This window comes from Variovorax paradoxus (genome assembly GCF_902712855.1).
GTDB classification, from domain to species: domain Bacteria; phylum Pseudomonadota; class Gammaproteobacteria; order Burkholderiales; family Burkholderiaceae_C; genus Variovorax; species Variovorax paradoxus_Q.
In genome coordinates, this window is the sequence record NZ_LR743508.1 from 1240888 (window position 1) to 1267063 (window position 26176).

General features: G+C 68.4%; 28 protein-coding genes. 13 read left to right on the plus strand and 15 right to left on the minus strand.

The window, feature by feature from the left end:
• Positions 1-19: 19 nt before the first annotated feature.
• A complete protein-coding gene (locus tag AACL56_RS32330) occupies positions 20-1642 on the minus strand; it encodes an alpha/beta hydrolase (protein ID WP_339094496.1) in 1623 nt (540 codons plus the stop codon).
• Positions 1643-1741: 99 nt separating this feature from the next.
• On the opposite strand from AACL56_RS32330, the gene mddA reads away from it, so the two are divergent.
• Both mddA and AACL56_RS32340 read left to right on the plus strand, forming a co-directional pair.
• Positions 1742-2557: a methanethiol S-methyltransferase gene (gene mddA, locus AACL56_RS32335; protein ID WP_339094498.1), complete on the plus strand. Its 816-nt coding sequence runs from the start codon at positions 1742-1744 to the stop codon at positions 2555-2557.
• Positions 2558-2682: 125 nt separating this feature from the next.
• Complete coding sequence (locus AACL56_RS32340; RefSeq protein ID WP_339094500.1) at positions 2683-3174, plus strand: hypothetical protein; 492 nt, start codon at positions 2683-2685, stop codon at positions 3172-3174.
• Positions 3175-3183: 9 nt separating this feature from the next.
• Here AACL56_RS32340 and AACL56_RS32345 read toward each other — a convergent pair whose 3' ends face one another.
• From AACL56_RS32345 to AACL56_RS32370, 6 genes are all read right to left on the minus strand, one after another.
• The gene (locus AACL56_RS32345) at positions 3184-3870 is read right to left on the minus strand and encodes an HD domain-containing protein (protein WP_339094502.1); all 687 of its coding nucleotides are present in this window, start codon (positions 3868-3870) and stop codon (positions 3184-3186) included.
• A 38-nt stretch (positions 3871-3908) separates the two neighbouring features.
• The gene (gene wrbA / locus AACL56_RS32350) at positions 3909-4511 is read right to left on the minus strand and encodes an NAD(P)H:quinone oxidoreductase (protein WP_339094504.1); all 603 of its coding nucleotides are present in this window, start codon (positions 4509-4511) and stop codon (positions 3909-3911) included.
• A gap of 38 nt (positions 4512-4549) precedes the next feature.
• The gene (locus tag AACL56_RS32355; protein WP_339094506.1) at positions 4550-5308 is read right to left on the minus strand and encodes a nitroreductase; all 759 of its coding nucleotides are present in this window, start codon (positions 5306-5308) and stop codon (positions 4550-4552) included.
• 144 nt (positions 5309-5452) lie between these two features.
• Entirely contained in the window at positions 5453-5845 is a 393-nt protein-coding gene (locus tag AACL56_RS32360) for a DUF3140 domain-containing protein (protein ID WP_339094507.1), read from the minus strand.
• 4 nt (positions 5846-5849) lie between these two features.
• A complete protein-coding gene (locus tag AACL56_RS32365; RefSeq protein WP_339094509.1) occupies positions 5850-6074 on the minus strand; it encodes a DUF2945 domain-containing protein in 225 nt (74 codons plus the stop codon).
• A gap of 126 nt (positions 6075-6200) precedes the next feature.
• The gene (locus tag AACL56_RS32370) at positions 6201-7064 is read right to left on the minus strand and encodes an SDR family oxidoreductase (RefSeq protein ID WP_339094511.1); all 864 of its coding nucleotides are present in this window, start codon (positions 7062-7064) and stop codon (positions 6201-6203) included.
• 101 nt (positions 7065-7165) lie between these two features.
• Here AACL56_RS32370 and AACL56_RS32375 point away from each other — a divergent pair, with 101 nt between their 5' ends.
• On the plus strand, positions 7166-8098 hold the full coding sequence (locus AACL56_RS32375; protein WP_339094512.1) for a LysR family transcriptional regulator: 933 nt from the start codon (positions 7166-7168) through the stop codon (positions 8096-8098).
• Positions 8099-8150: 52 nt separating this feature from the next.
• On the opposite strand, the gene AACL56_RS32380 is transcribed toward AACL56_RS32375, so the two are convergent.
• Both AACL56_RS32380 and AACL56_RS32385 read right to left on the minus strand, forming a co-directional pair.
• On the minus strand, positions 8151-8414 hold the full coding sequence (locus tag AACL56_RS32380; protein ID WP_339094514.1) for a hypothetical protein: 264 nt from the start codon (positions 8412-8414) through the stop codon (positions 8151-8153).
• A 209-nt stretch (positions 8415-8623) separates the two neighbouring features.
• Positions 8624-9322, minus strand: a complete 699-nt coding sequence (locus tag AACL56_RS32385) for a class I SAM-dependent methyltransferase (RefSeq protein WP_339094516.1) — start codon at positions 9320-9322, stop codon at positions 8624-8626.
• A gap of 125 nt (positions 9323-9447) precedes the next feature.
• On the opposite strand from AACL56_RS32385, the gene AACL56_RS32390 reads away from it, so the two are divergent.
• A complete protein-coding gene (locus tag AACL56_RS32390) occupies positions 9448-9960 on the plus strand; it encodes a bacteriohemerythrin (RefSeq protein WP_339094518.1) in 513 nt (170 codons plus the stop codon).
• Between the two features lie 26 nt (positions 9961-9986).
• Here the strand turns inward: AACL56_RS32390 and AACL56_RS32395 are convergent, their stop codons facing one another.
• A complete protein-coding gene (locus AACL56_RS32395) occupies positions 9987-10148 on the minus strand; it encodes a hypothetical protein (RefSeq protein WP_339094520.1) in 162 nt (53 codons plus the stop codon).
• 47 nt (positions 10149-10195) lie between these two features.
• Entirely contained in the window at positions 10196-10387 is a 192-nt protein-coding gene (locus AACL56_RS32400; RefSeq protein ID WP_425337105.1) for an alpha/beta fold hydrolase, read from the minus strand.
• A gap of 266 nt (positions 10388-10653) precedes the next feature.
• Here AACL56_RS32400 and AACL56_RS32405 point away from each other — a divergent pair, with 266 nt between their 5' ends.
• The 3 genes from AACL56_RS32405 (at position 10654) to AACL56_RS32415 (ending at position 13966) form a co-directional block, all read left to right on the plus strand.
• Positions 10654-11163: a hypothetical protein gene (locus AACL56_RS32405; RefSeq protein WP_339094522.1), complete on the plus strand. Its 510-nt coding sequence runs from the start codon at positions 10654-10656 to the stop codon at positions 11161-11163.
• A gap of 105 nt (positions 11164-11268) precedes the next feature.
• A complete protein-coding gene (locus AACL56_RS32410) occupies positions 11269-13182 on the plus strand; it encodes a PAS domain-containing hybrid sensor histidine kinase/response regulator (protein WP_339094524.1) in 1914 nt (637 codons plus the stop codon).
• 58 nt (positions 13183-13240) lie between these two features.
• Positions 13241-13966 carry a tRNA-uridine aminocarboxypropyltransferase gene (locus AACL56_RS32415; protein ID WP_339094525.1) on the plus strand — a complete coding sequence of 242 codons (726 nt, stop codon included), beginning with the start codon at positions 13241-13243 and terminating at the stop codon, positions 13964-13966.
• Here the strand turns inward: AACL56_RS32415 and AACL56_RS32420 are convergent.
• Positions 13961-14887, minus strand: coding sequence for a LysR family transcriptional regulator (locus AACL56_RS32420; RefSeq protein WP_339094527.1), 927 nt, complete (start codon positions 14885-14887; stop codon positions 13961-13963). The genes AACL56_RS32415 and AACL56_RS32420 overlap by 6 nt on opposite strands.
• Positions 14888-15048: 161 nt before the next feature.
• Here AACL56_RS32420 and AACL56_RS32425 point away from each other — a divergent pair, with 161 nt between their 5' ends.
• Both AACL56_RS32425 and AACL56_RS32430 read left to right on the plus strand, forming a co-directional pair.
• The gene (locus AACL56_RS32425) at positions 15049-15474 is read left to right on the plus strand and encodes a RidA family protein (RefSeq protein ID WP_339094529.1); all 426 of its coding nucleotides are present in this window, start codon (positions 15049-15051) and stop codon (positions 15472-15474) included.
• Between the two features lie 152 nt (positions 15475-15626).
• Complete coding sequence (locus tag AACL56_RS32430; protein ID WP_339094531.1) at positions 15627-17525, plus strand: CocE/NonD family hydrolase; 1899 nt, start codon at positions 15627-15629, stop codon at positions 17523-17525.
• A gap of 31 nt (positions 17526-17556) precedes the next feature.
• On the opposite strand, the gene AACL56_RS32435 is transcribed toward AACL56_RS32430, so the two are convergent.
• Complete coding sequence (locus AACL56_RS32435; protein ID WP_339094533.1) at positions 17557-18447, minus strand: LysR family transcriptional regulator; 891 nt, start codon at positions 18445-18447, stop codon at positions 17557-17559.
• 171 nt (positions 18448-18618) lie between these two features.
• Between AACL56_RS32435 and AACL56_RS32440 the strand changes: the two genes are divergently transcribed.
• Complete coding sequence (locus AACL56_RS32440) at positions 18619-19827, plus strand: CoA transferase (RefSeq protein ID WP_339094535.1); 1209 nt, start codon at positions 18619-18621, stop codon at positions 19825-19827.
• A gap of 35 nt (positions 19828-19862) precedes the next feature.
• Entirely contained in the window at positions 19863-20864 is a 1002-nt protein-coding gene (locus AACL56_RS32445) for a Bug family tripartite tricarboxylate transporter substrate binding protein (RefSeq protein WP_339094537.1), read from the plus strand.
• 38 nt (positions 20865-20902) lie between these two features.
• Here AACL56_RS32445 and AACL56_RS32450 read toward each other — a convergent pair.
• A protein-coding gene (locus AACL56_RS32450; protein WP_339088234.1) for an IS3 family transposase occupies positions 20903-22173 on the minus strand; the annotation gives its coding sequence in 2 pieces (ribosomal slippage) (positions 20903-21811 and positions 21814-22173; 1269 coding nt in all).
• Positions 22174-22664: 491 nt separating this feature from the next.
• On the opposite strand from AACL56_RS32450, the gene AACL56_RS32455 reads away from it, so the two are divergent.
• Positions 22665-23966, plus strand: coding sequence for a UDP-N-acetylglucosamine 1-carboxyvinyltransferase (locus tag AACL56_RS32455; protein WP_339094538.1), 1302 nt, complete (start codon positions 22665-22667; stop codon positions 23964-23966).
• A gap of 31 nt (positions 23967-23997) precedes the next feature.
• On the opposite strand, the gene AACL56_RS32460 is transcribed toward AACL56_RS32455, so the two are convergent.
• A complete protein-coding gene (locus tag AACL56_RS32460; RefSeq protein WP_339094539.1) occupies positions 23998-25014 on the minus strand; it encodes a hypothetical protein in 1017 nt (338 codons plus the stop codon).
• Positions 25015-25128: 114 nt separating this feature from the next.
• On the opposite strand from AACL56_RS32460, the gene AACL56_RS32465 reads away from it, so the two are divergent.
• On the plus strand, positions 25129-26172 hold the full coding sequence (locus AACL56_RS32465) for an NAD(P)H-dependent flavin oxidoreductase (RefSeq protein WP_339094541.1): 1044 nt from the start codon (positions 25129-25131) through the stop codon (positions 26170-26172).
• Positions 26173-26176 lie beyond the last annotated feature (4 nt).

Consider the following 26176-nt stretch of genomic DNA (forward strand, 5'->3'; position numbering starts at 1 on the left):
CCGCAGGCGGCCGCGCGGCTCAGTGGCCGGCGAACTTCACGATCGCGTCGATGACCGGCGCGCTGTCGCCGCTCCACCAGAAGTGGTCGGCGCCGTCGAGCGGATGCCACACCGCGCCTGGAATCGCCGCGGCCAGGTGCTCGCCCGCTTCGAACCGCACCGCGCGGTCGCCGCGCCGGTGCATCACGAGCGTCGGCACGGCGATGCGCGCCAGCTCCTGTCGCAGGTCGGCATTGCGCAGGCCGTCCAGCACGGCCTTCAGGCCACCGGGAGAGGCGGCATGCCGCACCAGGCGGGCCCACCAGGCGCGCGACGCCGCATCGTCCTGCTCGCTCGGCGCGAATGTCTCTATGCCCACCGGCCCGCCCCATCCGGCCACGAGCCGCGCGAGCCAGACGTCGTACGCGGCCGCGGGCAGGGCCCACGGGTAGTCCGGCGCGGCGCAGCCCCGCGCCAGCGATCCGAAAAGGCACAGCCCCGCGACGCGGTCCGGCCGGTCCACGGCCAGGCACATCGCGCCCAGGCCGCCCTCGGACGACCCGAAGAGCCAGGCGCGCGGCACCTTCGCGTCGTCGAGGATGGCGGTGATGTCCTGGGCCAGCGCGGCCGGGGTGCTCGCGGCCCCGAGGCGCTCGGACAGGCCGAGCCCGCGCCGGTCGAACAGGATCACCCGGAAGCGTCGGGCCAGCGCCTGCACGCATGCGCGGAACGGCGGATGTTCCAGGGCGAGTTCGATGTGGCCCACGAACCCCGGGCAGACGACCATGGCCTGCTCGCCCGCACCGAGCACCGTGTACGCAATCGCCCCGGCGGCGCTGTCGGCGAACCGCACGCCCGGCCGCTCGACGGGGTGGGCGGTCGAGCGCTGGAGGTCTTGCGTCATGCGCAGGTAGGCCGCTTCGGTCTGCGGGCCGGGACGGATGCCGAACTCCGCGCGCAGCACTTCCGCACAGCGCGTGTAGGCGGCCTCCACACCCGCGCTGTGGCCCTGCAGGGCGTGCAGCCGCATCAGGAGGACGTGGCTCGGCTCGCGGCAGGCATCGAGCGACAGCAGCGTCTCGGCCAGCTCCAGTGCCGCCGCGAACTCGCCGCTTCCGGCCAATGCATCGACGACGCGTTCGATCAGCCGTTGCAGAAGATGCTCGTGCTCGATGCCACGGGACTTCAGCCAGTCGTCGAACGTCCCGGATTCGAAGGCGATGCCCTGCAGGAACGGGCGGCGTGCAAGCGAAATCCAGCGCCGGGCCTCGTCGGGCTCGACGTCCGCCGGCGCCTGCGAGGCGACGGCGTGCCGTGCGAACCGGGCGAACTGCAGCGCATCCGTCTCGACCGCTCCGGCGAGCAACGCAAGGCCGTCGCCTTCGGAGCCAACCACCTTGCAGCCCAGCGTCGCCTCCAGCGTGTAGACCAGCCTGCGCAGGCGGGCGCGGCCCAGTGCCTGTGCGGCATCCGGCCAGAGCAGCGCGGCCAGGTGCGCCCGCGGCACGGGTCCGTGATGCAACGCCAGGTAGGCCAGCAGCGCGAAGGCGCGCTGCAGCGGCAGCTGCACCTCGTGCCCGCGCACCACCGCCGCGGGTGTGCCGAAGAGCTGCAACGCCAGGGCGGGCATTTCATCGGAGGCGGGTCGGTCGCGGCCGGGCATGGCGCGTCTTATAGCCCGGTGCGGTGCCGTTGCACAGGGGACGTTCAAGGGACGCCCTGCGCCTAACGTTGCGTGTCCCACTGCAACAAGGAGTTCACCGTGCGCGCACTGCCTGCATTTTTCTACGGCCTGGCCGCCTACCTGGCGTGCATGGCGACCCTGATGTATTTCGTCGGCTTCAGCGGCAACCTGTTCGTTCCCAAGTCGGTCGATGTCGGCGCGAGCGCCGGCTGGATCGAGGCCGTGGCCACCGACGTGCTGCTGCTGGTGCTGTTCGGCGTCCAGCACAGCGTGATGGCGCGCCGCGGCTTCAAGCGCTGGTGGACGCTGAGGGTGCCGGCGGTGGTGGAGCGCAGCACTTTCGTGGTGGCCACCTGCGTCGTGCTGGCGCTGATGTTCTGGCTCTGGGTGCCGATCACCGCGCCCGTCGTCTGGCGCGTCCAGAGCCAGGCCGCCACGGCATTGCTGTGGGGCCTGTTCGGTCTCGGGGGCGTCGTGGTGGTCGTCAGCACCTTCCTGATCGACCACTTCGAGCTGTTCGGGCTGCGGCAGGTGGTCGACGGCCTGATGCGACGCCCGGCGCGGCAGGTCGAGTTCCGGACGCCGCTGTTCTATCGGTACGTGCGGCACCCGCTCTACGTGGGCCTGCTGCTGGGGCTCTGGTGCGTGCCGGTGATGACCGCGGGGCGGCTGCTGTTCGCGCTCGGGCTGAGCGTCTACATCCTGGTGGGCATCGCGTTCGAGGAGCGCGACCTGCTTGCGCAGTTCGGCGAGCGCTACCGCAGCTACCGGCGGGAGGTCGGCATGCTGGTCCCGCGTGCGCGGGCGTTCACCCGGGACGACCGCGGCGACCGCGGCGACCGGCCTGCGACAAGGCCTGCGAGGCCTGGACGAGGGGATCGAACGAAGGCCTGAGCCGGAACCGCAGGCAGCGAATGTGCCAAATAGTTCACAATCGATGTACTGCTTTTGGTTGCAAATCCGTCGATGACGCCCAACACTCGGGGCCGTCACGCATCAGGTGCCCGCAGATCCCGCCCATGAAACCAGCCCGCTACGTCGCCGTTCTTTCTCTCGCCATGGCCGCATCGCCTCTGCTTCAGGCCTCTCCCGCCGTCGAGCGGGCGATGGACGGCTACTGCAGGGAAAGGGCCAGCGAACTGGCCAAGCGCGTATGCAGCGTGCCCACGCTGCGGGCGGCACAGACCGAACTGGCGGAAGCGATGAAGGCGCACATCGACTTCGGCATGGCGCGCGGCCGAAGCTGGGTGGCGGCGGAACTCACCGAGTCGAACGAGCGCTTCGGCGAGGTCCTGCATGCGGGCTGTCCGGGCCTGGACGCCGCCTGCCTCGAGCCCAGGTACCGCGCACGCACCGCGTCCATCGTGGCGTCCACCGCGGCCTTGCAGCGCGAAGAGATGGAACTGCAGGTGAAGCGGGAGCGGACCCGCGTCGAAACGCAGCGCCTGGCGGCGGAGATTGCCGCGATGAACCAGTCCGCACGCGCCAGGCCCGCGCCGCAGGTCCGCTAGCGCGTCCGGTCATTCCTTGTCAGGTCCCGCGTGGCGATGGCCGGGATGGGCGCAACGCGTCCAGCTCGATCCAAGAATCACTGTGCACATGTCGACCCGCCGGAAAGCCGGGTCCTTGAACGCGAGAACGTCGTCGTTGAAGGTGCCGAACGTGGTGTCCGGCCGGTGCTTCATGCCCTCGTAGAAGGCGTCGATGATCCCGTGCTGGAAATCGGGTTCCCGCGGAAACGCCGCGACCACGGCCTCGCGCTCGGCGTCGCTGAACTGGTCGTAGCCGCGGCCGGCCACGTCCATGCCGGCACCCGTCTGCAGCAGCGCGATTTCCGCGCGCATGAATTGCGGTATGCCGGGCGTCGTGTGCAGCGCCACGGCGTTCCAGACCGTCTCGACGTCCCGTTCGGAAATTCCATGCGCCCGGAGGAAGTCGCGCGCGGCATTCGCGCCATCCACTTCGAAGCGCAGTCGGCTCTGGCGATGGGCCGCCGTGAGGCCGATGTCGTGGAACATCGAGGCCACGTAGAGCAGTTCCGGATCGAACTTCAGCGCGGTCCGCTTGCCTGCCAGGGCGCCCCAGCAATAGACGCGGACCGAATGGTGGAAGAGCAGGTCGCCCTCGGTATCGCGCACGAGTTCCGCCGCTTCGCGGGCAAGCCGGCTGTCGGGAATGCGCAGGCCGGTCGTTTCTTCGAGCGTCATGGTGTTCTCCAGGCGGTGGGTTGCGGACCGGTGCCGCCTCAGCCGAAGAGCTTCGCCGCGATGCCGGCCACGTGGCGGCCCTGGAACTGCGCCATGCCCAGTTCCTGGTCGCTGGGCATGCGCTCGCCCTGGCCGCCGGCGATGGTCGCGGCGCCGTAGGGGCTGCCGCCCTTGATCTCGTCGAGGCCCATCTGCCGCTTCTCGGCATAGGGCAGGCCCGTGACGAGCATGCCGTGGTGCAGCAGCGTGGGCAGGAACGTGAGGATCGTGCTTTCCTGTCCTCCGTGCTGGGTGGCCGAGGCGGTGAAGACGGCGCCGACCTTGCCGACGAGTCCGCCCTGCATCCAGAGCGGGCCGGTCTGGTCGATGAAGGTGCGCATCTGCGCGCTGACGTTGCCGAAGCGCGTCGGTGCGCCGAACACGATGGCGTCGTAGTCGGCGAGTTCGCCCGGCGTCGCGATCTGCGCCGGCTGGTCTTCCTTTCCCCTTGCGTTGCGGAAGACCTCGGGCGCGACTGTTTCAGGCACGCGCTTCACATCGACCGAGGTGCCATCGACGCTTCGCGCGCCCTGCGCAACCGCGTGCGCCATGGCTTCGATGTGACCGTAGAAGCTGTGATAGAGGACGAGAACTTTTGCCATGGTGTCTGATGCGTTCTGAAAAATGGGAGGGATGCGGCTCACGCCGGAAAGCCGAGGAGCCGCGCGAAATCGCTCCGGTGCTCCCTCGGCATGCCAGCGCGGTTCACCGGCGCGTCGGGGTCGCCGTAGCCCATCGACATGCCGAAGGCGGTGATCTCCTGCGACGGCATCTGGAGATGCGTGGCGATCTGCTCGTGAAACGGCGCGAAGGCGACCTGCGGGCAGGTGTCGATGCCTCGCGCCTTGGCGGCGATCATCACGCTCTGCGCGAACAGTCCGAGGTCGATCCAGCTGTGCGGCTTCAGCCGCCGGTCGATGCTGAAGATGAGTCCCACCGGCGCGCCGAAGAAAGAGAAGTTGCGTTCGGTCTGACGCGTGCGCGCCTCGGCGTCGCCGCGCTCGATGCCGAGCGAGGCGTAGTAGCGGGAGCCGAAATCGAGCAGCCTCGTGCGGAACACGTCGGGCAGCGGCTCGGGAAAGTGGACCGGCGCGGCGCCCGCCCCGGCACGCGAGGCGGCCACCAGCGTCTTCGCCAGTGCATCCTTCACCTCGCCGCTGACCACGTACACCCGCCAGGGCTGGATGTTCGCGCCGCTCGGTGCGCAGGCGGCGTCGTCCAGGATGTCCTCGACGAGTTCGCGCGCCAGGGGTTGCGGCTTGAACGCCCGCACCGCACGGCGCGAACGCACGACGGCGGACACGCATTGCGCAATGTTCTCCTGCGACAAGGCGACCGCTGCACGCGGCGCCGCGGCGTGCTCCAGGGCTTCCCTGTCGAGGGTGAATGCGTCGGCCATGCGGGTCATCTGCGTGCGTCTCTTCTGTCGTGGAAGCCACGATCATCAGCAGATCCCGAGTTGAAGAGAACTGATGTCTCTGCAACCGCGCAATGCAGGAGATTCAACTCAACCGGCAGGCCGGCGCCGGCCGGGGCAGGCGGCTCAGGCCTTGTGCAGCGGGTCGTGGCCCCAGTTCATCAGCGAATGGCGCCATGCGGTGTCGCGCACGTCGCCCTCGGGGCGCTGGGCCATGTGCCGGTGCACATAGCCGACGACCTTGCGCATGTGCGCGATGTCGCCGCTCGTGAGGTCGTCCTGCGACTTGCCGAGCAGCCGCACGATCCGCCGGCCCGAGCGATGGCCCACCGATTCGCCCGTGCCCCCGCCCTTGAAGCCGACCGCGCGCGAGTCGTCTGTTTCGAGCCAATGCACGAGCCGCGACGGCGTCATGTTCACCGCCTTCTTGAAATCGCGCACCACCTCGCGTGTCTCCGACGCATCGCCATGCCGGCTGCGCGCCGATCCGTTCGCGTTCGTCTTCGTTCCTGTCGCCATGGCTTCATTCCTTGCCGGCGCGGTGCCGCTTCAGCGCCGACGCCTTGTGGATCGCCGTCTTGCCGCTGCTGTCGCTCTTCACTTCGTACTGCGGCTCGGCGTTGGAGGCCTTGGCGACGTGGCCCTTGACGTGCGCGGTCTTCGTCACCTTGCGCACCACCTTGCCGGTGGTCTCGCCTTGCGATGTCTTCCAGTCGACGGCATCGCCTGCTTTCGGTCCGTTCTGCATTGCTGCTGCTCCATGGTTCGCGTGGTGGATCGTGGATGCAACCGATGGCTGCACGATGCCAAGCTAGGCACTCCGCAGGCGGCCGCTGTAGGCCGGCATCGCTTTGTGGCCGCGGCGGGCGCTGCTTCAGGTGGGCGCGAAGGTGGATCGCATCATGGCGATGTAGGCGTCCTCCGAAGTCTCTCGCCGCGCCTTCACCAGCGGCGCGATGTCCTGCGTCGCCAGGTAGCGCAGCCGGTCGGTCCCGTCGCTCGCCGCCTCGAAGATCACCTGCGCCACGTCGTCCGACGTGGCCAGGCGGGCCGAGCGCAGCCCGTCGAACACTTTCATCGCACCGGCCACGAAGCCGTCGTAGTCGGCGGGCGCGGCGGCCTGCGAGGCCTCGGTGGCCGAGCGGTTGCCGAAGCCGGTCTCGACCACGCCGCCGGGCTCGACGATCTTCACCGCGATGCCCTGCGAGGCCAGTTCGTAGGCCAGCGATTCCGAGAAGCCTTCCAGCGCGAACTTGCTCGCGGTGTACAGCGAGATCATCGGCAGGCCGAACACGCCCGCGCCCGAACTCACGTTGACGATGGTGCCCGCGCGGTGGGCGCGCATGTGCGGCAGCAGCGCGCGCGTGACGTCCATCGCGCCGAACACGTTGACGTCGAATTGCTGCCGCACCTTCTCGCGCGAGAAGCCTTCGAACACACCGAACAGGCCGAAGCCCGCGTTGTTGACCAGCGTGTCGATGCGGCCGAAGCGCGCGATGCCGGCGGCAATCGCCGCGTCGATGCTGGCGAGGTCCTGCACGTCGAGGCGGGTGACAAGGACGTTGCCGCCGAGTGCCGCCAGCGCGGCACCCGTGGACGGGTCGCGCATGGTGGCGATCACGTTCCAGCCGCTGCGTGCGAACAGTTGCGCGGTGGCCTGCCCGAAGCCGGTGGAAGCGCCGGTGATGAGCACGGTCCTGGCGGAAGAAGAAACCTGGGAAGAAGGAGATGAGGTCATGGTGGAGGAGCCTGTTTCGTTGTCGAGCCATGAAGTTAAGGCAGCCTGACTGATGAAACAATCCACCCAATCTCGCATGATGCGATGCAGGAAACAGAACAATGCCAAACACCCGAAAGACGGCCGGCAAGGCCGGCCTGTCCGAACTGAACGCGGTGGTGTCGGTGTCCACGCACCGCAGTTTCCGACGCGCCGCCGCCGAGCTCGGCATGTCGCCCTCGTCGCTGAGCCATGCCATTGCCGCGCTGGAGCAGCGCATGGGCGTGCGCCTGTTCAACCGCACCACGCGCAGCGTGGCGCTGTCGGAGGCGGGCGAGCAGTTCCTGGCGCGCGTGGCACCCGCGCTGCGCGAGATCTCCGAGGCGATGGAGGCAACCAACGAATTCCGCGACACGCCCACCGGCACGCTGCGGCTCAATGCCTCCGAAGCGGCAGCACAGATGGTGCTGGGGCCCATGGTGCTCGAGTTCATGCGGCGCTATCCCGACATGCGCGTCGACATCGTCACCGAGGGGCGCTTCATCGACATCGTGGCGCAGGGCTTCGACGCGGGCATCCGCTCCGCCGACAGCGTGCCCGAGGACATGATCGCCGTGCCCTGCACACCGCCGCTGCGCTTCGCCGCGGTGGCGTCGCCCGCCTATTTCGCCGGCCGCAGGAAGCCGCGCACCCCGGCCGACCTGGCGGCACACGACTGCATCCGCACGCGCTTCGCGAGCGGCGGGCTCTACAAGTGGGACTTCGCGAAGAAGGGAAAGCGCGTGGCCATCGACGCGGAAGGCCCGCTCACGCTCGACAACCATCACCTGATGATCGCGGCCGCGCTGGAAGGCGCGGGCATCGCCTGGATCAGCGAGTACGAGGCCGCGCCGCACATCGCGCAGGGACGGCTGGTCGAGGTGCTGAAGGACTGGTCGCCGGCATTCCCGGGGCAGTGCATCTATTACCCGGGGCACCGGCATGTGCCGGCGGGGCTGCGAGCATTCCTGGCCGTGGTGCGGGAGGTCGTGGCACGCGAGAGCAGTCGCAAGTGACGGGTCCGCAGTTGGGCAGCGCCGTCGGTTGTCCTGGACAAGTGCCGGCGGCTCAACGTGGCGGATAGAGCTCGCCGTAGGGAATGACCGGGTCGTAGTCGTGGCCCGCGCAGCTGATGCCCCGAAACTCCACGGGGAACTGCTGCCGGCAGCCCGGCTGCGGCGCGGCGGCAACCACGGCCGCAGGGGGCTCGAGCGGCGCCGACGTCGCATCGGTGCAGCTTGCAAGTTGCGGCAGAAGGGCAAGGCAGGGGAGCACAGCGGCCAGCCTGGAGAAGGCGTTCGTGGCGCTGTGCACTGCGGCAGATGCGGTCATGGCGCTGTTCCTCTCGATGAGTGGCAGATGCCTGCGATCTTCCGCGCGGCCACGCCGGCGCGGTAGGTCCGCAAGAGGACGCATGCTGTTTCCGGCACGGCATCAATGGCCGGGCGATGCCCTCGTTACTTCACGCTGCAGGCTGTATTGCTTCTTCGCAGCGAGCGTGTCGCCCGCCGATCGACGGCGTCGCGTGCAGCAGGCCGGGCTCAGGCGTAGGCGATCCAGCCCCTGAACGTGAAGCCCGCATAGAACAGTCCGACATCGGAGAAACCCGCTTCGCGCAGGATGGCCTCGTCCTGCGACGGCGTCAGGATCGCGAGTTCCTTCTCGACCTTCTCGCGGGTCGCGGCCGCCTGGCGCGGCTCGGAGCCGGAAGCCACCAGGAAGGCGGCGTAGCGGCTCATCCACGCATCGCGCGAGCCCGCGCCGTCTTCCACGCTGAGATGCGCGCAGACGAAGGGCGCACCGGGCTTCAGGCGGCGGTGGATCTCCCGGGCCATCGGCAGCCGCTGGTCGTGCGGAACGAAGTGGAAGGTCAGCAGGCAGGTGGCGCCGTCGAAGGGGCCGGGCGGCGCATCCTGCACATAGCCTTCGTGCAGGGCCATGCGTGGCATCAGCGCGTGCAGCCGGCGCGCCGCGAGCGCGAGCATCGGCGCGCTCGGGTCGATGCCGTCGAAGGTCCACGCCGGGTTGGCCAGTGCGAGGTCTTCCATCTCCAGGCCGCCGCCGGCGCCCACCACCAGCACGCGGCCATCCTGCGGAACCCGCTCTTCGAGAAGGATGCGCGTCATCGGCAGCAGCCCGCCGTAACCAGGCACGTTGCGTTTCGGCCCCTCCGCGTACCTGGCGACGGCGTCGGTGTTGTCGAAGGCGGCGTGGGGCGTGTGGCTTGTGCTGCTGGTCATCCGAAGATGATGGCACAGGGGTCGCGCACGCAGCGCAGCGTCGCACTCCCTTGATTCATATCAACCGCGGCGCCGCTGCGCACTTCGATACTGGGTCTTTCATCTGCACTCAGTCGTGGACATCAATGGCGCATCTCGTATGGAAGACCGATCTCGACACCGGCATCCATGAAATCGACACCCAGCATCGGCGCATCGCCCAGTACATCAATGCCCTGGACGACGTCCGGCTGACGAACGACAGGCAGGCGGTCGGCAGGATCATCGAGGACACGATCGACTACACCGCCTCGCACTTCGCGTTCGAGGAGACCATGCTCGAGGACGCGGGCTATCCGTTCAGCGTGCCGCACCGCAAGGTGCACGAGATCTTCGTGCGGCGCGTCGTCGAGTTCCGCGCCCGCTTCGAGCGTGGCGAACCGGTGCTGGCCGACCTGCACGACATGCTCTCGCGGTGGCTGTTCAACCACATCCGCCACGAGGACGGCGCCTACGTGGCGACGGTCAAGGCCCACCTGCAGGCCACGGACTCGTCGGCGGAGCGCATCGTCAAGGCGCAGGTGAGCAGGCAGATGCAGCAGGGCCACCCGGGCGGCCAGGCCCGGCAGGGGTGGCTGAGGAGGCTGTTCGGCGCATGACGATCGCGGGGCGGCGCGTTGGTGCGTCAGCGCGCGCGCTGCGCGGCACTGCGCTCGGCCACCTGCCAGGCGACGCGACGGCGCGTGGGCATGTCGTCGGAGGCCGCCTCGGCCTCGAAGGACAGGTACTCCGCGCGGCAGACGCCGAGGTCGCGCAGGGTGCAGTCGCTCAGCAGCGCGAACTCCATGTGCTGCGCCGCACGTCGACGCGGGGCGCGCCCGCCGGCCAGCGTCTTCAGGATCGAACCTCGCGGTCGGAGAGGCCGGTGCCGCGCTGGTCGTAGCGCAGCAGCATGTGGCGGCTGGAGAGGGCTTCCAGCATGTGGCCCCAGACGGGGCTGCCCAGGTCGAACTCGAGATGGGACAGCCAGTTGCCGACCTTCACGGGCGGGTCGCCCCGCCCCATGGTGGCGAAGGCGATCCGCACACCGTCGGGATGCCGTGCAAAAGCGTATCTGCTGGCGAAGTGGCATGGCAGGCTTGGTGGGCCGGGAACAAGCTTCCGTGCGCGCCGGTTGCGCGCCAGCAGTATGTTGGTTTGCGCGGCCTTTGCGCCAGCTGCGGGCCGGCGCGCGGTAACGGATTGAAAACGCGCGCGGCCGAAGGCCGGATCGGCAGGGGGCAACAGCCCACGGCCGCCGCATGCCGCGGCTCCTTAGAATTTTCGGATCGGTTCCACGGGAGGGAAACAGCATGACGGTGATTGCGGAACACCTGCGGGTGGCGCAGCTGCAGCGGCTTGGCTTGTCTCAAGCGCTGGTGCGGCTGGCGGCAGGCGACTGCGTCCACGAAGTCTTTCGCGGCCGCTGCCTGGGACCTCCGTTCCACGTGTACCACGGCGCGCGTGTTCCCGAGGGGCCGCAACTGGTGCCGCTCTGGGAGCAGGACGGCCGCGCGTGCGGCGTGTGGGAGGACGATGGCGGCCTGGCGTTCGTCGAATTCAGCATCGAGCTCCCCGACGCCTTCGAGCTGGTCGCCCGCACCGAGCAGGGCTTCTGGGCCACGCGCTTCGATTTCCTCGTCGAATGCGAGGTGTCCGGGCCGCTGCTGGAAGCGGCCGCACGCCGGGTCGGCTTCCGCTTCCTGGAACGCCAGCTCGACGCGATGGACGAGGCCGGGTCGCAGGTCGGAAGCTTTCTTGGCCACCGATCCTGGTTGAAAGAACTGGTGGCGGGCATCGACCGGGATGCGCACGAGGGCTGAACGCGCCCGGTAGGAGAAATCCCACGGGCCGCATGAGAACAATGGTTCAAACTCGCCCGATCCAACTCCAGCCCCGGGGCCGCACGCACGCCCGTTGAAAAAAACATGACAGACATCGTCCCGGCAGGGTTGACCGTTTCCGGCATGACCGATGCCGACTATCGCCTGATGGTCGACAGCCTCGTCGACTACGCGATCATCTTCCTCGACCCGCACGGCCATGTCGTGAGCTGGAACGCCGGGGCGCGGCTGCTCAGCGGCTACGACGACGCCGACATCCTGGGGCGCCATTTCTCCATCTTCTATCCGCAGGAGGCGCTCTCGCGCGGCTGGCCCGAGCATGAGCTGGCGCAGACGATCAAGCTGGGGCGCTTCGAGGACGAAGGCTGGCGCCTGCGCAAGGACGGCACGCGGTTCTGGGCCAACATCGTCATCACCCGGGTGCCGGGTCCGAGCGGCGGCACGCGCGGCTTCTCCAAGATCATTCGCGACCTGAGCGACCGGCGCAAGCAGGAGGAGGCGATGCGTGCCAGCGAGGAACGCTTCCGCCTGCTGGTCGAGGGTGTCAAGGACTACGCGATCTTCATGCTCGACCCCGGCGGCCACATCGTCAGCTGGAACCTCGGCGCGGAAAAGAACAAGGGCTACAAGGCGCACGAGATCATCGGCCAGCACTTCTCGACCTTCTATCCGCCCGACGTGGCCGCGCGCGGCTGGCCCGCCGAGGAGCTGGCCAACGCGTTGCGCGACGGCCGCTTCGAGGACGAGGGCTGGCGCGTGCGCAAGGACGGCACGCGCTTCTGGGCCAGCGTGGTGATCACGGCCATCTACGACGCGGCCGGCCAGCACAAGGGCTTCGCCAAGGTCACGCGCGACCTCACCGAGCGCCGGCGGATCACCGCGCTCGAGGACGAGGGCCGGCGCATGACCACCTTCCTGGCCATGCTGGGCCACGAGCTGCGCAATCCGCTGGCTCCGATCTCGAACGCGCTCGAACTGCTCAAGCGCGAGAAGACCGAGTCGCGCATCCTGAACAAGACGCGCGACATCATCGAGCGCCAGCTCCGGCAGATGACGCGGCTCATCGACGACCTGCTGGACGTGGGCCGCATCACCAGCGGGCGCATCCACCTCGAGGCGAAGCCGGTCAGGCTGCGCGAGATCATCGTCGACGGCGTGGAGGCGATCCGCCCCGGCATCGCGCTGAAGTCTCAGGCGCTGGACCTGCAGATCGAAGGTGCCGATCCCTGGGTGACGGGCGACCAGGCGCGGCTGATCCAGATCGTCGGCAACCTCGCGCACAACGCGTGCAAGTTCACGCCCAACGGCGGGCACATCGTGATCCGCCTGGGCTTCAACCCGGCCAATGCCGCGGAGGCGGAGATCACCGTGCGCGACGACGGCCCCGGCATCCCGCGCAAGGACCTCGAGCGCGTGTTCGAGCTGTTCGTGCAGGGCGAAAGGGAACTGGCGCGCACGCAGGGCGGGCTCGGCCTGGGCCTGAGCCTGGTGCAGCAGCTGACCAACCTGCACGGCGGCTACATCAGCGTGTTCAGCACCGGCCGCGCGGGCGAGGGCAGCGAGTTCATCGTGCGCCTGCCCGCCGCGCCCACGCCGAACGTGCTGGGCGATACCGAACGCGTGGAGGGCGAGAAGCTGGTGCTGATCGTGGACGACAACCGCGACGCGGCCGAGACGCTGGGCCTGCTCCTCGAAACGCTGGGCTACGTATGCCGCATTGAGCACGACGGGCTGGCGGCCATCGAGGCCGTCAAGGCGAGCCGGCCCGACGTGGTGCTGCTCGACATCGGTTTGCCGGGCATCGACGGCCACGAGGTGGCGCGCCGCCTGCGCGCGGACCTGATCGATCCGCCCGCGCTGATCGCCATCACCGGCTACGGGCAGCCGAGCGACCGCGACACCAGCTTCGAGGCCGGCTTCGTCGCCCACCTGACGAAGCCTGTCGACATCGAGCGCCTGACCGCGGCGCTCGACCAGATCTACGCCAGGAAGGCGTGAGCGAGGCCCGCCGGGCGGCCGGCGGTGCGGCAGTGCGGCGGCGGACGAGAATGCCCGCATGCCCCATGCCGTTTCCCTTCTTCGCGCCGCACGCCTGGCGCGAAGCACCAAGCCCTTTCTTGCCCGTGGCGGATTCAAGCGCGAGCGCTGCACCGGCTGCCGCCTGGTGCCGAGCCACTGCATGTGCGCGGTGCGCCCGGCCATGGCGGCGCGCGCGGGCGTGTGCCTGCTCATGGCCGACATCGAGCCGCTCAAGCCGACCAACACCGGCTGGCTGGTCGCCGACGTGGTGGGCGACACCTTCGCCTTCGGCTGGGCCCGCACCGAGACCGACCCGGCGCTGCTGGCCCTGCTGGACGACCCGCAGTGGCAGCCCTACGTCGTGTTCCCCGGCCAGTACGCGGCCCCGGAGCGGGTGGTGGAGGACGTGGCGCCGGGCGCCTCGAAGCGCCCGCTCTTCATCCTGTTCGACGCGACCTGGGCCGAGGCGCGCAAGATGTTCCGCCGCAGCCCCTACCTCGACCGGCTGCCGGTGCTGAGCCTCCAGCCCGAACGGATCACGCAGTACGAGCTGCGCAGTTCGGGCCGTGGCGACCACTTCTGCACCAGCGAGGTGGCCGCCATGTGCATGGGCCTGGCGGGCGAGCACGCCGTCGGGCAGACGCTGGACGCCTACCTCGCGGTGTTCACGCACCACTACCTGCGCGCGAAGAACCAGCAGCCGGTGGCATGGGACGGCGACGCGCACAGCCGGCTGCGCGAGCTCGCCACGCAGCGCTCATGAACCGGGCCGGCCGGCAACCGGCGCATGCCGCGCCATCAGCCCGGCCATCCAGTCGATGAACACCCGCAGCTTGGCGCTCACATGGCGGTTGGGCGGGAACGCCAGGTACAGCGGCATGGGGTCGAGGCGCCAGTCCTCGAACAGGGGCACCAGTTCGCCGCTGCGCACGTGCGCCCTGGCCATGTAGTCCGGCAGCCAGAGCACGCCCAGGCCCGCCAGGCCGGCAGCGAGGTAGGCATTGCCGTCGTCGACCGAGAGCACGTAGCGGCCCTGCACGGTGATGCGTTCCTCGCCGCGTTGCATCGCGTAGGGAAAGGTCTTGCCGTTGCGCGACCACAGGAAGCCGACGATGCGGTGGTGGGTGTCCTCGAGCTCGTGCGGATGTGCGGGCGTGCCGTGGCGTGCGAGGTAGTCCGGCGCCGCATGCACGCCGAGCTGCAGGTCGCCCACGCGGCGCGCCATCAGCGACGGGTCGGTGAGCTCGCCGCCGCGCACCACGCAGTCGACGTGGTCGCCGATGAGGTCGACCATGCGGTCGCTCACGCCAAGGTCGAGCTGGATGTCCGGATAGCGTGCGTGGAACTCCGGCAGTGCCGGCACGACGATCGTGCGCGCCAGCGGGCTCGGCACGTCCACCCGCAGCCGTCCGCGCGGCAGCGACGCGGCGCCCGACAGGCTGGTCTCGGCGTCGTCCATGTCGGCCAGCAGACGAAGCACGCGCTCGTAGTAGGCCGCGCCGTCGGCGGTGACGCTGACCTTGCGCGTGGTGCGGTTGAGCAGCTTCACCCGCAGGCGCGACTCGAGCTGCTGCACCAGTTGGGTCACGCTGGTCTTGCTCAGGTGCAGCGTGTCGGCCGCCTTGGTGAAGCTGCCGGTTTCCACCACGCGGGCGAACGCCTGCATCGCATCGAAACGGTCCATGGTCGGCGTGCTCCTGCTGTTCGATTGTTTGGGATCTGCAAACAGTGATTGTTGGCCCGGCCTGTTTATCGGGCGGGCAGGGCTCCCTAAAGTCCCTTCATCCTGAACCGGGCGCCGGGCTGTCCGTGGCCCGCCCCACAACTTCCGAAAGCACCCATTCCATGACTCGCGACGTCGTTTTTCCGCCCGGGCGCCAGGCGCTCTATGAAAAGAACCGCTATTCGCCGGCGGTGCGCGCCAACGGCTTCCTGTTCGTGTCGGGCCAGGTCGGCAGCCGCGAAGACGGCTCGCCCGAGCCCGAACTCGAGGCGCAGGTGCACCGCGCATTCGGCAACCTCAATGCCGTGCTGGCAGCCGCGGGCTGCACCTTCGACGACGTGGTCGACGTGACGGTCTTCATCGTCGATCCGGAAACCAACTTCGAGAAGATCTGGAAGCTGGTGCCGAAGTACTGGGGCCATGCGCCGTACCCGACGCTGACCGGCATCGGCGTGACGTGGCTCTACGGCTTCCAGTTCGAGATCAAGGTGATCGCCAGGCTGCCGCAGGGGGGCGGCGACCACGGCGGCAACAGCGACGGCGCCTGACGCGGGCCCAGGCTGCGTCTGTGCAATCGGCGCGGCTTCACAAGCTGGTTCCGGGCATCGGGAAAAAAACGCATGGGCCGGTTGAAGTCCGGACAATCAGCGAAGGCCGCCGGAGAACGCCGGCGCGCTCCCAACCCGAGAGACCACAAGAAATGAAAAGAAGAAGCTCCGCCGCATGGCTCGCGATCGCGATCGCGATCGCGGCCGCAGGCCTCGTTTCGCTGCAGGCGCCGGCGCAGGCACAGGACGCCGGGCTCGACCCCGACACCGGCCTGCCGGCCGCGCGTCCCTTCGAATTTCCCGAACTCGGCACGACGGCGCAGTTCTGGAGCCAGCGCCTGACGGGCTACATCGCCACCGCCGACGGCACGCGTCTTCGCTACAGCGTGCTGCTGCCGAAGGGGCAGGGCCGGTTTCCCGTGGTGATGACCGTCAACGGCTACGACGCCGGCTCGATCGGCGGCTCGGCGTACCTGAAGAACAAGACCTCGATGGCCGTCGACCTCGACAGGCGCCTGGTGGAGGCCGGCTATGCCGTGATGGGCGTCAACACCGCAGGCACCGGCTGCTCCGACGGCCGGCTGGAGTACACGCGGCCGCAGCTCGGCCAGCACGGCGCGGAGGCGGTGGAATTCGCGGCGGCGCAGGCCTGGTCGAACGGCAACGTCGGGATGGTCAGCGCGTCGTATGGCGGCTCTTCGCAGCTCGCGGCCGCGCAGCTTCAGCCGCCGCACCTTCGCGCCATCGTGCCCGGCGTGCCGCTGATGGACTACCGCGATGCGTTGATGCCCGGCGGCGTGCCGCAGCCGGGTTTCGTCACGCCGTTCCGCATGGTGTTCCGCGGCTTCTGGAGCGACCTCGTGGCGCGCACCGCGAAGGAGGAGGGCGACACGCAGTGCCTGAATCAGGTCGAGAAGAACCTCGAGGCCGAGGAGACGAACTCGATCATGAACCTGTACGTGTCGCATCCGCTGCGCGACGACTACATGAACAGCTTCGACCTCGCGCGCAATGCCGACCGCATCAAGGTGCCGGTGCTGTCGTTCGAGTCCTTCCAGGACCAGGCCATCACCTCGCGCGGCGGTCATTACCATGCGCGGCTCGACCCGGCGAAGCTGTGGCAGTTCCAGTCGAACGGCCGGCACGACACCTACTTCGCCGAGGCCTTCCAGGCGACCGCGATCCGCTTCCTCGACCGCTTCGTGAAGGGCCGCGACAACGGCTTCGAGCGCGACACGCCGCGCACCACCGTGTGGATGGAGACCACCGGCGCGGGGACGACGCCGCTCGAGATGCGTGCGTCGCCGCAGCCGCGATGGGTGGTGCAGAGAGGATCGATTCGGCCTGGCGACCTTGCGGTGAAGGAGTTTCATCTCGGCACCGGCGGCGTGCTTGCCGGGCAACCCGTGCCGGGCGCGGCCGACGGGTTCGACGCACCGGGTGCTGGCGTGGCGGTGAACGACGTGGCGGGCAACAGCTTCTGGGGCCCGTTGCCCGTCGACTGGAAGACGACCAGCCTGGCTTACACCTCCGCGCCGCTGGCCGAGGACACCATGATCTACGGCCCCGGCAGCGCCGACCTCTGGCTCGAGGCCAACGGCGGCGACGCCGACATCCAGGTCACCGTGACCGAACTGCGCCCCGACGGACAGGAAACCTATGTGCAGCGCGGCTGGCTGCGGCTGTCGAACCGCGGCCTCGACACCGCGCGCTCGACCCCGCTGCTGCCGGTGCATCTCGAGCGGCCCGACCAGGCCCTGCCGCTGCTGCCCGGACGCCCTGTGTTCGCGCGCGTCGAGATCAACAAGGTGGGGCACTACTTCCGCAAGGGTTCGCGCCTGCGCGTCTGGATCGACACGCCGGCACAGAGCGGCGGCATGCTGTTCGACACCTATTCGATGAAGCAGCGCGTGCACGTGCTGCACAACGCGAAGTACGACTCGCTGGTGCGCTTCGGCGTTCTGAAGGACGTGAAGGGGCCGCAGAGCTATCCGGCGTGCGGCACGCTGCTGCTGCAGCCTTGCCGGCCCGATCCGCTGGCGGCCCGCTGACGTTCGCTGCCTGCCGGCCGGGCGGGGCCGGCTACCGGCGTTCCTTCTCCACCAGGAAGTCGATCAGGCTGCGCACGGCCTGCGTCTGGAAGCGGCTCGGCACGTAGAGCAGGAACATCTGCGTGGAGAGGAAGTCGAGCTCGCCCTTCTTCAGCGGGAAGGCCTGCAACTCGCCCTGCTCGAGCGACGTCCGGACCATGTAGTCGGGCACCAGGCCCACGCCGAGGCCCTGCGCGATCGCGTCGCGCAGGAAGTGGAAGTTGGTGGAGATCAGGCGCGGCCTGATCCGCATGTAGCGGTGCCCACCCTCGTGCGTGCCGGCGGTGCTCAGCCGTTCGCTGGTCTGCGGCGAGGTGATGAGCGGCAACTGCTTCAGGTCGTCCAGGCTCGAAGGGCGGCCGTTCTGCGCAATGAACGCCGCCGCCGCGCACGCCACGTAGCGCACCTTGCCCAGGTCGCGCGCCGCGAGGTGCGCGGGCGCCTCGCCCATGACGCGGACGGCGAAGTCGACCGAGCCCTTCACCAGTTCCTCGATGTCGTTGTCGAAGATCACGTGCAGCGTGATCTCGGGATGCAGCTGCATGAACTCGGCCAGCCAGCCCGACATGCGCAGCTGGCCGTAGCCGCTCGGCACGCTCAGGCGGACCATGCCGCGCAGGCTCTTGCCGAGGCTGCTGACCGCCTCGGCCGCCGCCTTCACCTCGTGGCGCACCGCCAGCCCGTGCTCGTAGAGCTTCCTGCCGATGTCCGTGGGCTCGAGCTGCCGCGTGGTGCGCCTCAGCAGTTGCGCGCCCAGTTCGCGCTCGAAGCGGTTGATGCGCTGGCTCACGTTGGCGCGGCTCATGCCCAGCTTGGCGGCGGCCTTGCTCAGGTTGCCGGCTTCGATGATGTCGACCAGAAGGCCGAGGGCTTGGACATCCATTGTCAATTCTTGATTTACACAATGGCTGCAGATTCTGCACGATTGTCAATTGCAGTGAACACGCGAATAATCCGGGGCCTGTAAGCCGTTCGAATGCATCCCGAAGACCGGATGCGCGTGTCCTTTTCCGCAGCGCCCCGGCGCCTTTCCCTTCGCCCCGACCTCCCCGCCATGTCCTTTTCTTCCCCGGTGCAGCCCCTGGCTGGCTTGCGTGTCCTCGACCTCTCGCGTGTGCTGGCCGGGCCGATGTGCGCCATGGCGCTGGCCGACCTGGGCGCGGACGTGATCAAGGTCGAGCACCCGAGCCGCGGCGACGACACGCGCGACTGGGGCGTGCGCGTGGGCACGCGCAACACCTCCTACTTCAACAGCGCCAACCGCAACAAGCGCTCGGTCACCATCGACCTGCAGTCGAGCGAGGGCGTGAGGATCGCGACGGAACTCGCCATGCAGTCCGACGTGGTGATCGAGAACTTCAAGGTCGGCGGCGCGGACAAGCTCGGCCTGGGCTATGCCCAGCTCAGCGCCTTGAATCCGCGCCTGGTGTACTGCTCCATCTCCGGCTATTCACGCATGACCGCGGAAGCCGAGCGCCCCGGCTACGACCTGTTGGTGCAGGGCGAGGCCGGCATCATGGCGATGAACGGCGAGGCCGGGCAGGGCCCGCTGAAGTTCGGCGTGGCGGCGGTCGACATGTTCACCGGCATGTACGCCGGCCAGGCGATCCTGGCGGCGCTGTACGAGCGCCACGCCACCGGGCGCGGCCGCCACGTGCAGATGGCGCTGTACGACAGCGGCCTGATGATCACGTCCTACTACGGCATGGAGGCGCTGCTCAAGGGAAGCGATCCGCCGAAGTTCGGCAATGCGCATCCCTCGATCGTTCCCTATGGCGTGTTCGATGCCGCCGACGGTCCGCTGGTCATCACCGTGGGCAACAACGGGCAGTTCGTGCGCTTCTGCGAGCAGGTGGTGGGCCGGCCCGAGTGGGCGGCCGACGAACGCTTTGCCACCAACACCGCCCGCTCGGCGAACCGCGAGGTGCTGCTGCCGCTGGTGCGCGAGGCGCTGCGCGCTTTCAGCCGGCGCGAACTGCTCGCCAAGCTGGGCGAGGCCCAGATTCCCTGCGGCGAGGTGCTCGGCATGCACGAGGCGCTGACCTCCGCACGCACCAGCGACGCCAAGCTGCTGCACCGCTTCGAAGACCCCGAGGCCGGCACGCAGGCGGTGCTTGCGCCGCCCTACGTGCTCGACGGCGAACGCGCCGCAGTGCGCCGGCCGCCGCCGCACCTCGGCCAGCACACCGACGAAGTGCTGCGCGAATTGCTGGGCATGGACGACGGCGCCATTGCCGCCGCACGCGCGCAGCAGGCCATCTGAATCAACCCCCGAATCCAACCCTCATCGAGACAGACATGAACCAAGCTCAACTTTCCCGCCGTCACCTGCTGGCCACGGGCGCCGCAGGCGCGCTCTCGGCCATCGGCCTGCCTTCGTTCGCCGCCGATGCCGCATGGCCCGCGAAGATCGTCAAGATGGTCGTGGCCTTCCCGGCCGGCGGCCCGACCGACACCGCCGCGCGCATCGTCTCGCAGAAGCTGGGCGAGCGCCTGGGCGTGTCGATCGTGGTCGACAACCGTCCGGGCGCTTCCGGCTCCATCGGCACCGCCACCTTCATCAAGCTGCCGGCCGACGGCAACACGCTGTCGATGTTCGGCATGCCCGCGCTGCTCGCGCCGCTGCTGTATGGCAACAACGCCTACGACGTCGAGAAGGACTTCATGTGCGTGGCCACGGTGTACGACCTGCCGATGGCCATCGTCGTCAATCCGGCGGTGATGCCGGGTGTGGACTCCGTGCAGACGCTCATCGCCCAGGCCAAGGCCGCGAAGACGCCGCTGAACTACACCAGCTCCGGCGCCGGCAGCTTCGGCCACCTTGCCATGGAACAGCTGAAGGACCTCGGCAACTTCGACATGCAGCACGTGCCCTACCGCGGCAGCGCGCCGGCCGTGACCGACCTGCTGGGCGGCCAGCTCGGCATCATGTTCGCGGACGTGGTCGCTGCACTGCCGCACATCAAGGCCGGCAAGCTGAAGGCGATCGCCGTCAGCTCGCCGCGCGCCAACGTGCTGCTGCCCGGCGTGAAGACCGTCTCGGCCCAGGGCTTCCCCAACTTCGACTTCGACTCGTGGGGCGGCCTCATCGCCCCGCTGGGAACGCCTGCGGCCGTGGTGACGCGCATCAACAAGGAACTGGCCGACATCCTGGCCAAGGACAAGGAAGTGCAGGACAAGCTGGTGCACGCGGGCGCCATTGCCGCCTACCAGCCGGCGGACGCCATGCGCAAGCGCCTCGCGGCCGACCGCGCGCGCTGGACGAAGATCGCCAAGGACAAGAACATCAGCGCGATCTGAGTGCGCGAATGCTGACCCGTCCTGCCATAGGTTGACACCTATGAAGGACACACAGCCGGCTTGATCCAGCCGGCAACGGACGCCCGATGAACCTCATCGGGCGTTTTCAATTTTAGGGACAGGTGCGGTCTCTCTTGGTTGTAGATCTGCACGGCCTGCTGGACCATCCGGCTGGCCTGGGTCAGATCGGCAGGCCGGTGCAGCAGGAACTCCATCTTCAAGATCCCGTTGACGCGCTCGGCCAGCGCGTTCTGATAGCAGTCGTAGCCGTCCGTCATCGAGCAGGCGATGCCGTGGCGGCGGTGGATTTCCTGATAGTCGTTCGAGCAGTACTGGATGCCCCTGTCCGAGTGATGCACCAGCATTTGCCCAGTCTTGCGGCCCTTGAGCGCCACCTTCAGCGCCCGGCTGACCTGCTCGGTGTGCAGGCTGTCGTGCACGTGATGGCCCACGATCTTGCGCGACCACGCATCCGTCACCAGGCTGAGATAGACGAATCCTTGATCGGTCGGCAGGTAGGTGATGTCAGCCACCCAGACCTGCTCGCTGCCGGTGGGGCGCACCTGATCCGGCCCCTGCTTGAGCAGGTTGGGATGACGGCGCAACCGGTGATGGCTGTCGGTGGTCTTGTGATACGCCCGCCTGGGCTGAACCAGCATGTGGGCCTCGCGCAGCACGTCCAGCAACGCATCGCGCCCCAGGCTCGCGTTGGCCTGGTGCAGCGGCTGCTTGAGAAGATGGTGCAGCTTGCGCGCGCCCAGCCGCGGCTGGCGCAGGCGCACGGAACGCACAAGCTCGATCACTGTGTCAGAACGGGCACGGCATTGCTGCTGGTGCTGCAGTTGTTGGTAGTAAGCCTGGCGGCTGACGCCCCAATGGCGGCAAGCCCTCAACACGCTCAGCCCCGGGACGAGCTTTTGCGAGAGGACTTGCCCGAAGGCTTTTTTACGACACGCACCCCATAGTCCTTCTTCAGGACATCGAGCACGGCCTCGAACAACTGAGCCTTCTCATTGGCCTCGCGAAGCTGGACTTCGAGAGCCTTGATCCTCTGCTCAGGAGTCAGCGGCGCAGCGGATGGCGATGCGGAATTCTTGATCGGTACTGGCATGGGAAGCCGACATGATGCCGAACCCCAGCTCTGGCGGCCATGCTTGCGCAGCCACACCAACACCGTCGAGCGACCCTGGATGCCGTAGCGCTCCTGGGCCTGCTTGTACGTGAGCTCGCCTTTTTCTACCTGATCGACCACCGACAGCTTAAAAGCCAGCGTGTAGTCGCTCTGCGTGCGTTTGATGCCTGATTCCATTGACTTGCCTTTTCTGAGAGGAAAAGGTGTCAACCCAGGTCAGGACGGGTCATGCCCATGAAAAAAGCCCGCTCGAAGCGGGCTTTTTTCATTGAATGTGGTCGTGAACTCTTACGCGGTCCACGCTACGGCAAATTCTTTTGCATGAAGTCATTTTTGTTTTTCTCGTCGTAGTGACTTCGACGCGCTGGCGTGAGATTCAGCTTGCCTGGTCAGGCAACGCCCGATGTGGCGGACGCGAGCCGGATTGTAGCAGCAGTGCATCTGCGCCCCGCGGCGGCGGCGGCCGGCTGACGGCACAACAGGCGGGTTGCGTGCAAAAGTAAGGCGAAAGAATTGTTAATTCGACGGCCTTCGATTTGAAGTTCTTACAACTTCAGGGCCGTTCATGCTGCTTTCAGACGTTAAAGTTCTTCGCCTCCGGTTTTGAATTGTCTTCAAGACTTTTCCCTTCTCCCAGCGCCTCACCGCCTCCCCGCTCCCGCCCCTTCATGTCCAACCTCATCGTGCATGGCGGTACGCCGCTTCGTGGCCGCATCACCCCTTCCGCCAACAAGAACGCCGTGCTGCCGGTGCTCTGCGCCACGCTGCTGACCTGGGAGCCGCTGCGCCTGCTCGGCGTGCCCGACATCACCGATGTGCGCAAGATCCTGGACATCTTCCGTACCCTGGGCAGCGAGGTGCACATGGACCACGGCACCGGCACGCTCGAACTGCACCACCGCGAGACCAGCTTCGACGCGGCGCGGCACCGCCTGCCGGAGGAGATGCGCTCGTCGATCATGCTGGTGCCGCCGCTGCTGGCGCGCTTCGGCGTGGCGCGGCTGGAGGACAACGTCAAGGGCTGCACGCTCGGCGTGCGCGAGATCGACCCGCACGTGGAGGTGTTCCAGCGCTTCGGCGGCGAGGTCGAGCGCACCGAGGGTTCGCTGCTGGTGCGCAGCGCGGGCCGGCTCACGCCCACCGACCACTGGCTCGACTACGCATCGGTCACCACCACCGAGAACTTCGTGCTGTGCGCCGCCGCGGCGGGCGGCACCTCGACGCTGACCAATGCGGCATCGGAGCCGCACGTGCAGGAGTTCTGCCGCTTCATGGCGATGATCGGCGTGCGCATCGAGGGCATGGGCACCTCGCGGCTGACGGTGCATGGCAACGGTGCGCTCAAGGGCGGCGAGTTCCGCTTCGACGAGGACTTCCACGAGATCACCACCTTCCTGGCGCTCGGCGCCATCACCGGCGGCGACGTGATCGTGCGCAACAGCGCACCCGAGAACTTTCCGCTGCTCGACCGCACGTTCGCGAAGTTCGGCGTGAAGATCGTGCACGAAGACGGCTGGTCGCGCGCCGTCCGCAGCGGCCCGCTGAAGGTGCAGACGCCCTTCACGAGCAACGTGCTCACCAAGGTCGAGGCTGCGCCGTGGCCCTACTTCCCGGTCGACCTGCTGCCGATCTTCATTGCGCTGGGCGTGCGTGCCGAGGGCAACGCGATGTTCTGGAACAAGGTGTACGACGGCGCCCTGGGCTGGACCGGCGAACTGTCGAAGTTCGGCGCGCACGTGTTCTCGTCGGACCCGCACCGGCTCATCACCTTCGGCGGCAATCCGCTGACGCCGGCCGTGGTCGAGAGCCCCTACATCATCCGCGTGGCGATCGCGCTGTTCATGGTGGCGGCGAGCATCGAGGGCAAGTCGGAGATCCGCAACGCCGCACCGATCCGCCGCGCCCATCCGCGCTTCGTCGAGAACCTGCGCAGCCTCGGCGTGCAGGTGGAATGGACGAGCGAGGAGTAACGGCGGCAGGGTCGGCGCGCGCCGCGGTGCGTCAGAACGACGGCACGGGGTTGCGGCCTTCGGTCTGCACGTAGGCGTTGTTGCGGTAGGTGTAGACCAGCGTGCTGTCGACGGTTTCGACGCGGCGGTTCTTCGCGTCGGCGGTGCGCTCGCCCTTGAAGGCGATGCGCAGTTCGCCCGGCGCGTCGGCATCCGCGCCGGCCACGAAGGCGGGTGTGCCGCTGATGTCGTAGCAGGCGCCGTTCGGCGCTTCTTCGGGCTTCTCCGACTTCAGCACCTTCTTGCAGGCCTCGTCGGCGCCTTCGTTGGTGGCTGCGAGCGGAACGGCCGAGACGAGCGGGCGCACCTTGCCTGCGTCGAGCGAATACACCGACAGCCACTCGCCGCAATAGCCCTGCCAGCAGCTGCCGTTGGTGATGGTGAGCGCGAAGCGTTGCGCCGCCATGCGCTCCACCTTGGTGTTGCCGAGGTTGCCCATGAATCCGAGGTAGTCGACCGCGTCGTTGCGGCCGGAGAGCTTCCAGCCCTGCGCCGACTGCTCGAAGAAGTAGGCACCGAGCCAGGCGCCGTTCACATGGCCGTTCATCGGCTGGCCCTGATCGTCGACCGGCACGGTCTCGGTGAGCATCACCGCATGCGTGTCGTCGAGCTTGACCACTTCGCGCGGCGACACCTGCGCCTTCTGCTCGGCCTCGCTGCCCGCGACGACCTTGCCGTCGTTGCCGATCTCGGGCAGCGACACGGTGTCGGGCTGGCCCGGCTTGGCGCCGGGGCCTTGCGAGTCGGGAAACACCAGCGCCATGAGTTCGGCGCGCTTGAGGCTGGCCGATGCGTCCGGCGGCGTGGCGGGCGCGGGCGCTGCGGCCGGCGCCGGTGCGGTGGTCGCCGCCGGTGCCGCTGCGGCGGCCGGTGCATCGGTCTTGCTCGCGGGGGCTTCGTTCTGCGGGCAGCCGCCAAGCACGAGCAGGCCGGCGATGGCCAGCGTCGCTGCCGTGGCGCGGTGCAGCGGCACCGAGAGAATGTGCGAAGTCATGAAAGGTCTGGGCATGGCTGCCATTCTGCCGAAGCCGGATGGCGATGACCCTGTCGCTGCGGCGAGCTCCGCGTTCGCAGGAGAATGCGCGGCATCCGACGACAGTCAAGACGACAAGGAGCGCTTCCCATGACCACGCTGCAACAACTTCTGGGCACCGGGCTGCCCCTCATCCAGGCACCGATGGCCGGCATCCAGGGCAGCGCGATGGCGGTCGCGGTCAGCAATGCCGGTGGTCTCGGCTCGCTGCCCTGCGCCATGCTGGCGCCCGATGCCCTGCGTGCCGAACTGGCCGCGATCCGCGCCGGCACCGGCAAGCCCTACAACGTCAACTTCTTCTGCCACACGCCGCCGCAGCCCAGCCCCGAACGCGAGGCGACGTGGCGCGCGGCGCTCGCGCCGTACTACGCCGAGTTCGGCATCGACGCTGCGAGCATTCCCGCCGGGCCGGGCCGCAACCCGTTCAGTGCCGACGTGGCTGCGCTGCTTGCCGAGTTCCGACCGCCGGTGGTGAGCTTTCATTTCGGCCTGCCGCCGCAGGCATTGGTGGCGCAGGTGCACGGCTGGGGCGCGAAGGTGCTCGGCTCGGCCACCACGGTCGACGAGGCGCTGTGGCTCCAGGCGAACGGCGCCGACGCGGTTATCGCACAGGGCCTCGAGGCCGGCGGGCACCGCGGCCACTTCCTCTCGCACGACCTGACGAAGCAGCTCGGCACCTTTGCGCTGCTGCCTCAGCTGGTGCGCGCGCTGAAGGTGCCGGTGATCGCGGCCGGCGGCATCGCCGATGCGCAGGGCGTGGCCGCGGCCATGGCGCTGGGTGCGGCCGGCGTGCAGGTGGGCACCGCGTACATGCTCACGCCCGAGGCGACCACCAGCGCGATTCATCGCGCGGCACTCAAGAGCGAGGCGGCGCGCCACACGGCGCTGACCAACCTGTTCACCGGACGGCCTGCACGCGGCATCGTCAACCGCGTGATGCGCGAGCTCGGTCCGATCGGCGCGGCGGCGCCGGAGTTTCCGTTGGCCACCTCGGGCATCGCGCCATTGCGGGCCAAGGCCGAAGCGCAGGGCAGCGGCGACTTCTCCCCGCTGTGGTCGGGCCAGAACGCCACCGGCTGCCGGGAGATCTCCTCGGCCGAGGTCACGCGCGCACTGGCCGAAGGATTTCGCTGAACGA